This window comes from Sphingomonas sp. CCH10-B3 (genome assembly GCF_001556185.1).
In the GTDB taxonomy this organism is placed as follows: Bacteria; Pseudomonadota; Alphaproteobacteria; order Sphingomonadales; family Sphingomonadaceae; genus Sphingomonas; species Sphingomonas aquatica.
The window spans coordinates 17,010-29,397 of the sequence record NZ_LSIJ01000083.1 but is presented as its reverse complement, the minus strand read 5'-3'; the positions used below and the strand labels follow the sequence as shown (position 1 = coordinate 29,397).

At 65.1% G+C, this 12,388-nt stretch carries 11 protein-coding genes; 4 read left to right on the top strand and 7 right to left on the bottom strand.

Features of this window, described 5'->3' with window-relative positions:
* Positions 1 to 12: 12 nt before the first annotated feature.
* A complete protein-coding gene (gene rpsL / locus AX672_RS13380) occupies positions 13 to 384 on the bottom strand; it encodes a 30S ribosomal protein S12 (RefSeq protein WP_066652188.1) in 372 nt (123 codons plus the stop codon).
* Positions 385 to 653: 269 nt separating this feature from the next.
* Positions 654 to 3,581 (bottom strand): class I SAM-dependent DNA methyltransferase, encoded by a 2,928-nt coding sequence (locus tag AX672_RS13375; protein ID WP_066652110.1) that lies wholly within the window; start codon positions 3,579 to 3,581, stop codon positions 654 to 656.
* 336 nt (positions 3,582 to 3,917) lie between these two features.
* Between AX672_RS13375 and AX672_RS13370 the strand changes: the two genes are divergently transcribed.
* Positions 3,918 to 5,087 (top strand): hypothetical protein, encoded by a 1,170-nt coding sequence (locus AX672_RS13370; RefSeq protein WP_168727483.1) that lies wholly within the window; start codon positions 3,918 to 3,920, stop codon positions 5,085 to 5,087.
* Between the two features lie 98 nt (positions 5,088 to 5,185).
* Complete coding sequence (locus AX672_RS13365) at positions 5,186 to 5,665, top strand: bactofilin family protein (protein WP_082730554.1); 480 nt, start codon at positions 5,186 to 5,188, stop codon at positions 5,663 to 5,665.
* Positions 5,666 to 5,670: 5 nt separating this feature from the next.
* On the opposite strand, the gene AX672_RS13360 is transcribed toward AX672_RS13365, so the two are convergent.
* From AX672_RS13360 to AX672_RS13340, 5 genes are read right to left on the bottom strand one after another with little or no spacing between them, the layout of a single operon-like run.
* The gene (locus AX672_RS13360) at positions 5,671 to 6,948 is read right to left on the bottom strand and encodes a Xaa-Pro dipeptidase (RefSeq protein ID WP_066652106.1); all 1,278 of its coding nucleotides are present in this window, start codon (positions 6,946 to 6,948) and stop codon (positions 5,671 to 5,673) included.
* A gap of 25 nt (positions 6,949 to 6,973) precedes the next feature.
* Complete coding sequence (lpdA, locus tag AX672_RS13355) at positions 6,974 to 8,371, bottom strand: dihydrolipoyl dehydrogenase (protein WP_066652100.1); 1,398 nt, start codon at positions 8,369 to 8,371, stop codon at positions 6,974 to 6,976.
* 33 nt (positions 8,372 to 8,404) lie between these two features.
* On the bottom strand, positions 8,405 to 8,791 hold the full coding sequence (locus AX672_RS13350; RefSeq protein WP_066652099.1) for an acyl-CoA thioesterase: 387 nt from the start codon (positions 8,789 to 8,791) through the stop codon (positions 8,405 to 8,407).
* Complete coding sequence (locus tag AX672_RS13345; RefSeq protein WP_066652098.1) at positions 8,784 to 9,011, bottom strand: hypothetical protein; 228 nt, start codon at positions 9,009 to 9,011, stop codon at positions 8,784 to 8,786. The genes AX672_RS13350 and AX672_RS13345 overlap by 8 nt, the downstream gene beginning before the upstream one ends.
* Positions 9,011 to 10,303: a pyruvate dehydrogenase complex dihydrolipoamide acetyltransferase gene (locus AX672_RS13340; protein WP_066652097.1), complete on the bottom strand. Its 1,293-nt coding sequence runs from the start codon at positions 10,301 to 10,303 to the stop codon at positions 9,011 to 9,013. Before AX672_RS13340 ends, AX672_RS13345 begins: the two co-directional genes overlap by 1 nt.
* Before the next feature lie 140 nt (positions 10,304 to 10,443).
* On the opposite strand from AX672_RS13340, the gene AX672_RS13335 reads away from it, so the two are divergent.
* Both AX672_RS13335 and AX672_RS13330 read left to right on the top strand, forming a co-directional pair.
* On the top strand, positions 10,444 to 10,899 hold the full coding sequence (locus AX672_RS13335) for a universal stress protein (RefSeq protein ID WP_066652096.1): 456 nt from the start codon (positions 10,444 to 10,446) through the stop codon (positions 10,897 to 10,899).
* Between the two features lie 95 nt (positions 10,900 to 10,994).
* A complete protein-coding gene (locus AX672_RS13330; RefSeq protein ID WP_066652094.1) occupies positions 10,995 to 12,281 on the top strand; it encodes a M20/M25/M40 family metallo-hydrolase in 1,287 nt (428 codons plus the stop codon).
* The last annotated feature ends 107 nt before the right edge of the window (positions 12,282 to 12,388 follow it).

Below are 12,388 nucleotides of genomic sequence, written 5' to 3'. Positions count from 1 at the left end.
CCCCCGGCATGATTACTTCGGACGCTTGGCGCCGTACTTCGACCGCGACTGGCGGCGATCCTTGACGCCCTGCGTGTCGAGCACGCCGCGCAGCACGTGATAGCGCACACCGGGAAGGTCGCGCACACGCCCGCCGCGGATCAGCACCACCGAGTGCTCCTGCAGGTTGTGGCCTTCGCCGGGGATGTAGCTGATCACTTCGCGGCTGTTGGTCAGGCGGACCTTGGCCACCTTGCGCAGCGCCGAGTTCGGCTTCTTCGGGGTCGTGGTATACACACGCGTGCAAACGCCGCGCTTCTGCGGGTTCGCATCCATCGCAGGGACCTTTGACTTGGCCTTCTGCGGATCGCGGCCCATGCGGACCAGCTGGTTAATCGTCGGCATGAAGCCCTTCACCTTTATGTTACCGGCATACCCGGCGGTTACTTTGCCGTCCCGCGCACGGCCCGTGGAGCGATATCGCCCCAAAGAAAAAAGGGACCGCGTTGGGGGTCTTGCGACCGCCAGGGCCCTTCGTGCGCGCATCCGGCAATGTTCAAGCAGCAAGCAGGAGACGCATCTCCCGCGAAGCAGCGGTGCCCATAGCGGGGAGGCGGTGGGGCGTCAATGGGGGTTGGCCCGCAACGACAGGCCCCTGCAACGACAGGCTGACGTCAACGCGCGTGATCGGCGGCGCGCGCCTGATTGAGCCGGAACAGCCGGGCGAGGATTTCATCGTCGGTCAGGCGTCCGGCGCGGAAATCGTCGCCCCAGCCATAGGCATCGGCCACCGCTTCATCGAGCGCACGGTGGGCATGGTCGAGCCATGCGGGCCGCGCGTTATAGAGGTTGGTCAGCGTGCGCTTCGCCAGTTCCTTCGCCGCCTCTTCGTCCCGGGGTAGAATGCGGTCGGGATAGCCGGGCACCACTTCGGGCACGCGCTCTACCAGATCGGGCGGATTGAGCCAGTTTTCGCGCAGCTCGTTGAGCCGCGCGGCCGCCTTGGCGATCGCCTGAGCGCGCGGATCATCGGCATAGGCGGCGGCGGGGATGTTCGGCGTCAGGCCCTCCGGGAAGGGGAAGGTCAAATACACATATGATGCGTTGTACCTACGTTGGTTTCCCGCACCAATCCGGTTTCCGAAATAGGTGGACCAAGCCTCGTGAACTGTACTTTGCAGTATGCCAAAGCCTACGAAGTCAGCCCAAGGGAATGAATACAGAGTTTTGTCGGGCACAGTGCCTGCGCGCATAAACCGGAAAATGCGATGTTCGGTGGTTTCTGCAGTAACGACGTAATCACCGGCTCCCAAAAGTGCCTCACGCAGAGACGGTCGCGATCTATGCGGTTCCCACCACGCAGAATTTTGGCTCGGTGATGTTTTCCGATATTCTGAAAAGCTAACTGGGTTATCATCCCGATTCGGATCGTATTGTGCATTGGCGAGATATTCGAATGGCGCTTCGTAGAGACTAGCATCCGCCTCATTCAGTCCAATGGGAAAGTCGATTAGAAATTCCTCGGTTGGACGTCCGACTACATCATCTGTTGAGACATAGGGGGCCAACACCGATGCGTTGCCATCGCCATTGGCATTCGTCGGTAAGAGCATCCACTCAATCGCCTGAGCATGAGATACGCTCAGCGGTCCGCTTTGCTGTACGCCGATAAAAACGGTGTTTGCATTCTGACTCAGTCGAGCAACTGTAGTCGTATCTAGCCCTGATGTGAGGTTAGCGTTGATGGCATCAACTGACTTGCCGTCCAGCAGCAGTTCGCCTCCAACAGTTCCTTTTTTTGCGAAGCAGACAATTGCGACGCGAACGGCAGCGCCATCGACCACCCAAGGTTCGTTTTGCCAAGCATAAAAAATCTGTGCATCCTCAGTGAGGCGATGCATGACAGGTAAATTTGCGTTCTTTGCGATGCCCTTGGTTGCGACGAAGCCGCACCTTTGCGTTCGGCCCTCCGCAATCAGACCGCGCGCCTTTTCAATCCAATAGCAAACAAGATCAGAAAATGCAGCGAGACGATGACCGTAGGCCGCACGAATCTGTTCGGTGGAATCTTCGCCGAGCGTTCGCTTCATGCTTTTCCCGCCCAAGAACGGGGGATTACCAATTATAGCATCAGCATCCGGCCATTCAGCTTCGCTTCCGTCTAGGTTTACAACTGCATCGCGGCACTCGATTGTCTCCAGATTGCGCAGGATCGGATTTCTGGCCGCGTCAAACCCGTTGCGCCGCATCCACTGGATTTCGCCGATCCACACGCTCACCCGCGCCAGTTCGGCGGCATAGGGATTGAGCTCGATCCCCAGCACGCATTCCGGCCCCACGCGGGGAAAGCCGCGCGGCAGGCCCAGCGCCTCGGCATCCAGATTGGCGCGGTGCTCGATATCCTTCAGCGCGCGCAGTGCGACATAGAGGAAATTGCCCGATCCGCAGGCCGGATCGAGCACGCGAAAATTCACCAGCCGTTCGATGAAGGCGCTGTGGATCGCGGCGGCATCCTGCTTCACTTTCTCCGCGCGACGCTTTTCTGCCGGGGTCAGCAGCCGCTCCGCCGTGCGCTTGGGTGCGCTTTCCACCAGCGCGGTCATCTTCGCCAGCGCCTCGGCCCATTCGGCTTCCAGCGGATCGATGATTACCGGCTTCACGATCATCATGATCTTGTCGCGGTCGGTGTAATGCGCGCCAAGCTGGCTGCGCTTGGCCGGGTCAAGCCCGCGCTCGAACAGGGTGCCGAGGATCGACGGGTCGATCTGCGACCAGTCGCGCAGCGCGGCGCGGTAAAGCTCGTCGACATCCTCGCGGCTGACCGGCAGCACGGCATCGTCGGCAAACAGCCCGCCGTTGAACCAGTCGATCCGGGTGAAGCCCACCTTGCCGCCCTGCCGCGCCATCGCGCCGAACAATGTGCTGGCATTGTCGGCAAAGCTTTCCGGGTCGCTGCGGCACAAGTCCAGCATCCTGGTGAACAGATTGTCGGGCAGCAGGCCGACATCTTCCGCAAACATGCAGAAGACGAGCTGGTTGACGAAATGCGCCACCTTGTGCGCTTCATGCCCCCGGTCGCGCAGCCGCTGCGCGATGCCGGCAAATTCGCGCGCGGTTTCCTCGGTCAGCGCCTGGCGGGTCTTGCTGGGCTTGAAATCCTCCGGATCGGTGAACGCGCGCCTCAGCCGTTCGCGCACCTGCCCGTCGAGGAGGTCTTCAAGGCCGAACTCGTGGACCTCCTGCACCGTGTTGGTCCAGCTGGTGTGGATGCGGATGCGGTCCATGTCGGACACGATGAGCAGCGGCGGATTCTCCAGCGCGACCGCATATTGCAGGAGTTGGCTGAACGCCTTGTCGAGGTCCTTGCGCGGCCCCTTATACTCCCATGCGAAGCAGCCCTTGCGCCACACATCGGCCCAGCCCTCGCCCCCGCTGGTCTTGGTCGCGCCCTTCTCGAACGCGAACCATTCGCCTTTGGGATCGGCGGCGATGGGATCGAGCACGCCGAGCAACGCGCACAGATCGTTGAAATGGCTCTGCGACGCCGACCGCTCCTTGAGCTCGACGTGACGCCATTTGCTGAGAAATTCCTGCGGGGTCATGCTGCTCCGTTATTGATGTGGGGCTTTGGACCCGTCGCGCCGCTCCCGCGGCATTAGTAGCCGGTCGCTGCGCGAGAGCAATCGTGGTTTGTGCGCAGCTTACGATGAGCCTGCGTCGGGGCGGTTGGCGAATCGGTGGATCAAGCAAGGACTTTCCATCGCCCATAGTTCATGTTATGTTCTTCTCCGCTCTTTCAACCGTCCAATCCCTCTCCTGCACGTGTGGCGAAGCACCCGCGCTTAAGGTCACGCTTCCGCCCGCAATGGCGGGGCCTTTCGTGACCTTAAGCACCCCCTTCACGCCATCCTAACCATCCCCACCCTATCCCCTCGCCGATGCATCACGGCGAGATCACTCCAGCCTCTCCACACCCCAGCAACCGCGTGCTGGCGGCTGCATGGGCCGTCGCGCTTGGCTGGCAAGTGGCGGTGATCCAGCTCACGACGAGCGATCTGATCGCGTACAACTTGCCCTGGCTCGGCCATATTGCCGCCGTCGGCCCGGTCGCGGCATTTGCGCAGCCGTTCGGGAATTACACCCCGCCCTATGGCTATCTGCTCGCCGCCTTCAGCCCGCTGGCGTCGGTGCTCCCCGGCACGCTCGTCATCAAATTGCTGTCGTTCCTGTGCACGCTCATCCTCACGGCGTCGGTCTGGCGGCTGCTCAAGGCCATGAACGTCGTCCATGCCGCGCGCTGGGCGATGATCGTGCCAGTGCTGCCGAGCGTCATGATCTCGGGCGCGATCCTTGGCCAGTGCGATGCGCTCTATGTCGCGCCCTGCGTGATGGCCGTCGCCGCCGCGATCGAGCGCCGCCACCGCAGCATGTTCGCTTGGTGCGGCCTGGCGTTCGCGATCAAGGCGCAGGCGATGTTCGGCGCACCCTTTGTGCTGGCGATCGTCATCGCGCGGCAAGTGCCGGTGCGGCACTGGCTCTATGCCCCCGCCGCCTTTGCGACCGCGCTTGCCCCGGCGGCGATCTGCGGTTGGCCGGTTGCCGATCTGCTGACGATTTACCTGCGCCAGTCGGCGTGGTTCGACGACATCGCGCGCAATGCTCCCAACATCTGGATGTTCGCGCAGCTCGCCGGGATCACGACGCCGCTGATCGGGCTTGCGACCGCCGCCGCCATCGGCGCAACCGGCTGGTACGCTGCGCAGATCGGCGCGACCGCGCGGTATTTTTCGCGGGCAATGCTGCTGCGCGCCGCGCTGCTCGCACCGCTGCTGGTCGCGGGGCTGTTGCCCAAGATGCACGACCGCTATTTCTTCATGGCCGACATCTTGAGTCTCGCGCTCGCCATCGCCGCGCCGTCGCGCGAGACGATGCGCATTCAGGCGCATGTCCAGCTCGGGTCGATCCTCGCGCTGGTCGGCTATCTGCTCGCGCTGCCTTGGCTGGCCGCGATGGGGGCGATTCCGATGATCTTCGCGACCTTCCTCGTCGCGCGACCACTGCTGTGGCGCAGCGCCAACGACAATCCGTTGCTGATGCGCGTTGCCTGACGGTGTCGCGCCTCTCCCGCCGCCTGCCGATGTGCTAGTTACGGCGTCGATTCGGGGCGCGGCGCGCGGCCCGGCACACATGCGGGGGAGTTTGAGCGATGTTCAATAACAAGACCGGTCGCGACACAGGCACGGTACCAGCCCCCCCGGCGCCGCCGGCGGCGACCGGCAACGGCAAGCGCGGCATGTTTTCGGTGCTAGGCGCCGATGTCACGATCACCGGCAATATCCGCGCGACCGCCGATCTCCACATCGATGGCCATGTCGAAGGCGATGTCGATGCCGCGAGCGTCGTGCAGGGCGCCGAAAGCCGGATCATCGGCAATGTCCGTGCCGAAACCGCGCGGCTGACCGGCACGATCGACGGCAAGGTCGTCGTCCGCCACCTCGTGATCGAGCGCACCGCCAAGATCAACGGCGACATCGATTATGAGACTATCACGATTGAAAACGGCGCGTCGCTAGACGGCCATCTGCGCCACAAGTCGCCCGGCACGCTCAAGATCGGCGAGCCCGAGCCCGTCGTTGTTACTAAAGCCGCTGAGCAGCTACTGATCCAGGGCGAAGTGGCCGCCTAGGCGCGTCACTTCACCCGCACGCCGCCCTTGATGACGGCGCTCGGGCGTTCGAGCAGCTTCACGTCGACCAGCGGATCGCCCTGCACCGCGACAATGTCGCCCCAGGCGCCCGGCGCGATTGTGCCGACCTGACCCGGACGCCCGAGCGCTTCGGCGGCATTGGTTGTCGCCGACCGGATCGCTTCGATCGGGGTCATTCCCCATTCGACCATCTTGGCGAACTGCAGTGCGTTCTGCCCCGCCGGAAACACGCCGCCATTGTCGGTGCCGAACACCATCTTCACGCCCGCGCGGTGCGCGTCGCGGAACGTCTCGCGCTGCTTGCGGCCGATGACGCGCTCTTTTTCAAGGCTTTCGGGGAACACGCCGTTCTTGGCGCCTTCGGCGAGGATGTAATCATCGTCGTAGATGTCCATCGAGAACCACGCACCCCTTTCCTTGGCGAGCGCGAAGCTTTCGACATCGGCAAGGCTGGCATGCTCGATCGTGTCGACCCCGGCCCGCAGCGCGTCGTTGATGCCCGCCGTGCCATGCGCATGCGCGGCGACTTTCATCCCCAGCATATGCGCCTCAGCCACGACCGCCTGCATTTCGGCCAGCGTCATCTGCTGCGCGCCGGCCACGTCGGAGCGCGAGAGGACGCCCCCGGTCGCGCAGATCTTGATCGCCTCGGCGCCATATTTGTGCACCGTTCGCACCAGCTTGCGATAGCCTTCGGGACCGTCGGCGACCGAGGGTTGCGGGACGGCGGCGAAGCTCGGCGGCAGGCCCTCGGTATTATCGCAGTGGCCCCCGGTCGCACCCAGCGCATAGGTCGCCGGCACGATGCGCGGCCCCGCGATATAACCCGCCTCGACGGCCTGTTTCAGTCCGACGTCGTTGTAATTGTCCGACCCGACGTTGCGCACGGTGGTGAAGCCCGCTTCGAGCATCAGCTTGGCGTTGGCCACCCCGACTGCCTGCCAGAAGCTGTCGGTATATTCGAGGCTCTTGTACCCGCTGATCCGCGCATCGGCATCGAGATGGACGTGCATGTCGATCAGGCCGGGGACGATCGTCTGCCCCGGCAGATCGATGCGTTTCGCATCGGCCGGGATCACCGGCCGCGCACCGCCGCGCGTGACGACCGAGGCGATCTTGCCGTCGATGATGACGATCACCGGCTCATCGAGTGTCACGCCCTTGGCGACATCGACGAGGTGGTCGGCAGTGACGACGACCGTCTCGGCGACGGCGGGCGTGGCAAGGACAGTCAGCATCGCGGCGCCCAAAAACTTCAGCATTGCAACCGTCCCCTATTCGCTCGCGCTAGATATGCAGCGCGCGCCCATACGCGCCAAGCACCGATTCATGCATCATTTCGGACAGGGTCGGATGCGGGAAGACGGTGTTCATGAAATCCGCCTCGACCAGCTCACCCGTTTTGCCGACGGTATAGCCCTGGATCAGCTCGGTGACCTCGGCGCCGATCATGTGCGCGCCGAGCAGTTCGCCGGTCTTCGCATCGAACACCGTCTTCACAAAGCCTTCGGCCTCGCCGAGCGCGATGGCCTTGCCATTGCCGATGAAGGGAAAATTGCCGACCTTCACTTCGTATCCAGCCTCGCGCGCCTTGGCCTCGGTCAGGCCCACGCTCGCAATCTGCGGGTGGCAATAGGTGCAGCCGGGGATGTTCCGCGGGTCCATCGCGTGCGGATGGCCGCCGGCAATCGCCTCGGCCGCGATCACGCCTTCATGGCTGGCCTTGTGCGCGAGCCACGGCGGCGCGGTGATGTCACCGATCGCATAGAGGCCGGGGACATTGGTCTCGCACGTCGGCCCGGTCTTCAGGAAGCCGCGATCCATCGCGACGCCGAGCGCTTCGAGCCCGATATTCTCGGTGTTCGGGACAATGCCGATCGCGACGATGCAGTGGCTGAAGTCGCCATCGACGACCTTACCATCCTTGCCCTTGATGCTCGCTCTCACGCCCGCATCGGTGGCCGAGAGCTTCTCGACCCCCGCCCCGGTCAGGATCGTCATGCCCTGCTTCTTGAGCGCCTTTTCGAGGAAGGCGGAGACATCGGCGTCCTCCACCGGCACGATCCGGTCGAGCATTTCGACGACCGTCACTTCGGCGCCTATGTCGTTGTAGAAGCTCGCAAATTCGATCCCGATCGCGCCCGATCCGATGACGAGCAGCTTGGTCGGCATTTCGGGCGGCACCATCGCGTGGCGATAGGTCCAGATGCGCTTGCCATCCGCAGGCGCGAACGGCAGATCGCGCGCGCGCGCGCCGGTGGCGAGGATGACGTTCTTCGCGGTCAGCTCGGTCGCCTTGCCGTCCTTGTCGGTGACGGTCAGCGCCGTCGCCGCGGTTAGCTTGCCCTCGCCCATGAACACCGTGATCTTGTTCTTCTTCATCAGGTGCGTGACGCCCTGATTGAGCTGCTTCGCGACCCCGCGCGAGCGCTTCACCACGGCGGCGATATCGGCGCTGATCCCCTCGGCAATCAGCCCGTAATCCTTGGCGTGCTGCATGTAGTGATAGATTTCGGCCGATCGCAGTAGCGCCTTGGTCGGGATGCAGCCCCAGTTGAGGCAGATGCCCCCCAACAATTCACGCTCGACGATCGCGACTTTCAGCCCGAGCTGGCTCGCGCGGATCGCGGCGACATAGCCGCCGGGGCCCGAACCGAGGACGATGAGATCGAAATTGTCAGCCACTGATATGCTCCTGGGGAGGGAGGGTTGGACGGATTAGACAAGCGCGCCATCGACCGGGACCGGACGACCGTCCGCCCCCATCGACACGAGCGTGAAGCGGCCGGTTGCTGCCCGCGCGGTGCCGTCGCCATGGCGCTCGCGCCGCCAGACGTCGACCGCGACCGTAATCGAGGTCCGCCCGGTCGCGGTGATCGTGGCGTAGAAGCTGACTTCATCGCCGATCTGCACTGGCGCGGAAAAACTGAACCCGTCGGCGGCGACCACCGGCGCGCGGCCCCGGCACCGCTGCGACGCGACCGATCCCGCCGCGAGCGCCATCTGCCCCATCAGCCAGCCGACGAATGCCGTGCCATAAGGATTCGCATCCGCCGCCATTGCCGTCGCGCGGATCGCGGGGGCGGCGAGCGGCGGCTCAGCCATTGGCGCGCGCGCTTCCGCCTGCCGCCTTGTCCGCCGCCATGGCCTCGCGCACCGGCTGCACGCCCATGATCAGGATGATCACGATCGAGACGATGTCGACTGCCCAGATGTCGAGCTTTGCGAGCGGCACGGCCCAGGCCATCGCCCACGCCATCCCGAGCGCGAGCACGATGCCCGCGGCGATATGCGCCAGTTCGATCAGGGTCTTGCGACCGATCATCAGGCGATCATCCCCAGCGGCGCCTCCACCAGCGCCTTAAATGCCTGCATCAGCTCGGCGCCGTCCGCCCCGTCGATCGCGCGGTGATCGAAGCTGCCGGTCGCCGACATGACGGTAGCGATGCCGAGCGCGTCGTCGATGATATAAGGCCGCTTCTCGCCCGCGCCGATCGCCATGATCATGCCCTGCGGCGGGTTGATGACGGCCTCGAACTGCTTGATGCCGAACATGCCCATGTTCGACAGCGATGCGGTGCCGCCCTGATATTCCTCGGGCTTCAGCTTCTGCTCGCGGGCGCGGGCGGCGAGGTCCTTCATTTCCCTCGAGATCGCCGAGGGCGACTTGGTGTCGGCGTGAGTGATCACCGGCGTGATCAGCCCCGACGGCGCCGACACTGCGACCGAAATATCGGCGCGGCTGAACGTGATCAGCTGGTCGGGGGTGAACATGACATTGCACTTGGGCACGCGGATCAGGCTGACGGCGAGTGCCTTGATCAGCAGGTCGTTGACCGACAGCTTGACCCCAGTCGCCTCAAGCGCGGCGTTGAGATCGGCACGCAGCTTGAGCAGCGCGTCGAGCCGGATATCGACCGTCAGATAGATGTGCGGGACGGTCTGCTTCGATTCGGTGAGGCGACGCGCGATCGTCTTGCGGACGTTCGACAGCTTGGTCGCTTCGTGCGGAATGTCCGGAATAGCGGCGGGCTTGGGCGCCGGAGCCGGTGCGGCAGCGGGCGCGGCCGGCGCCGAGGCGGCGGGGGTCGGCGCGGCTTCGGCCTTGGCGGGCGCGGCACCGGGGGTCGCGCCCTCGACGTCGGCCTTGACGATCCGCCCGTTCGGGCCCGAGCCGGTCAGCGCGCCCAGGTCGACGCCCTTCGCCTCGGCAATCCGGCGCGCGAGCGGGCTCGCCTTGACGCGGTCGCCCTCGGCTGCCGGGGCAGCGGCGGGTGCCGGAGCGGGCGTCGGAGCAGCGACCGGCGCTGCCGCGGCCTTCGCTTCGGGCTCAGCCTTGGCGGCAGGCGCGGCGGCGGGCGCGCTCGCCTCCTCACCCTCGCCGTTCAGGACCGCAATCACCGTGCCGACCTTCACATTGTCGGTCCCCTCGGCGACCAGAATCTTGCCGATCACGCCTTCGTCGACGGCTTCGAATTCCATCGTTGCCTTGTCGGTCTCGATCTCGGCCATCAGGTCGCCGGACTTCACCGTATCGCCTTCCTTGACCAGCCATTTGGCGAGCGTGCCCTCCTCCATCGTCGGCGAGAGCGCGGGCATTTTGATCTCGATCGGCATCGGAAGGGGCGTCCTTCAAGTCAGTCCTGGGGGCGGCCTTCCCTTCGCCATCCGCGCGCGCGGGTCAAGTCCACTTGCGCTCGCCCGCGTCGGGGGCCACCTTGCTGCGACAAAACGGACGATCCGTTGGGGGCAAGAGGATGCGCATCTATCTGGTGGTGATCGACGAAACCCCCGAAGCCGAAGTCGCGCTGCGCTTCGCCGCGCGCCGCGCGGTCAAAACCGGCGGCGGCGTCGACATCCTCGCGCTCGTGCCGACCGCCGATTTCGTGCCCTGGGGCGGGGTGCAGGCGACGATCGAGGAAGAAGCGCGCGTCCATGCCGAAGGGCTGGTCGCGGCGGCGGCAGGCACGTTGCTCGAGGAATCGGGCATCAAGCCGCGCATCACCGTGCAGCAGGGCGATGCAAGCAAGGTCATCCGCCAGATGATCGCGAGCAACCCCGAAATCGCCGCGCTGGTGCTTGCCGCCGCGCCGAGCGGCCCGCCGGGGCCACTGGTGACGCACTTCACCGGCTCCGAAGCGGGCGCGCTGTCGGTGCCGATCATGATCGTGCCCGGGTCGCTGACGCCCGAGGCGATCGATCGGCTGAGTTGAGGGGGCTTTGCGTTCCCCAGCCCTCCCCCGCTTTGCGGGGGAGGGCTAACGCTCACCCCCTTGCCCCCGCGCCTCCCGCGCGCCACGATGCGGGAATGCGCATCCTCCTCGCTCCCGTCCTGCTCGCCACTGCAGCCCCTGTGCTGGCCGAAGCGCCCTCGCCCACTCGCCTTAAGGCCGATGTCGCCGCGATGGTCGCCTTCGGCACCCGCAACACGCTGTCCTCCGCCACCGACCCCAAGCGCGGCATCGGCGCGGCGCGCAACTGGGCCGCGGCGCGGTTCGAGGCGATCGCCAGGACCTGCGGCGGGTGCATCACCGTCGAGCGCATTTCGCGCAGCTTCACCGGGCCGCGCGCGCCGAACGGCGTGATCGTCGAGGATGTGCTCGGTATCCAGAAGGGCCGCGATCCGAATCGTGTCGTCATCATCGGCGCGCACATCGACAGTCGCGGATCGGACACGCTCGACATCACCAAGGACGCGCCCGGCGCCAATGACAATGCGTCAGGCGTCGCGCTCGTGCTCGAAGCCGCGCGGCACCTGTCGAAGCAACAGTTCGACGCGACGATCGTCTATGCGGTCTTTTCGGGCGAGGAACAGGGGCTTTGGGGCGGCACCCTGCTCGCCGAGACCGCCAAAGAGCGCGGCTGGGAAGTCTCGGCGATGCTCAACAACGACATCGTCGGCAACACGATGGGTCAGAACGGCATCCGCGTCGCCGACCGGGTGCGCGTCTTTTCCGAAGGCATCCGCGCGTCGGAGGATATCAAGGAACAGCTCGCCCGGCGCGGCAATGGCGGCGAGGACGACGGCCCCAGCCGCGCGCTCGCCAAGACGATCGACGGCATCGCCGCCGCCATTCCCAAGGGCCTCGACGTGTTCGTCGATCGCCGCCCCGACCGCTTCGGGCGCGGCGGCGATCATGAACCGTTCCTGCGGCTCGGCTATCCCGCCGTGCGCTTTTCGGTCGGCGCGGAAAACTGGACGCAGCAGCACCAGGACCTGCGCACCGAAGGCGGCATCGAATATGGCGACACGATCGACAAGATGGACTTCCCCTATCTGGCGAAAGTCACCGCGATCAACATCGCCGCCGTGCGGCGGCTGGCAGCTGCGCCCGCCGCCCCCAAGGGCGTGACGATCAACGGCGCGCTCAGCTTCGATACGGTGGTGAAGTGGCAAGCGGTGCCGGGGGCCGCCAAATACAAGGTCTATTGGCGGCGCACCGATCGCGCAGGCTGGACCGGATCGCGGATCGTGACCACGCCGACGACGACCTTGTCAAATACGTCGATCGACGATCACCTCTTCGCGGTCGCGGCGATCGGCGCGGGGGGCGCCGAAAGCCTGCCGGTGCTCGCAGGGCCAGCGCCGCGGTAAGCGTCAGACCTATCTCTAGCCGTTCGCCCTGAGCTTGTCGAAGGGCCGTCGTTCCTCTGAGGCGTTGCCAAAGAAAGAACAGGGCTTCGACAAGCTCAGCCCGAACG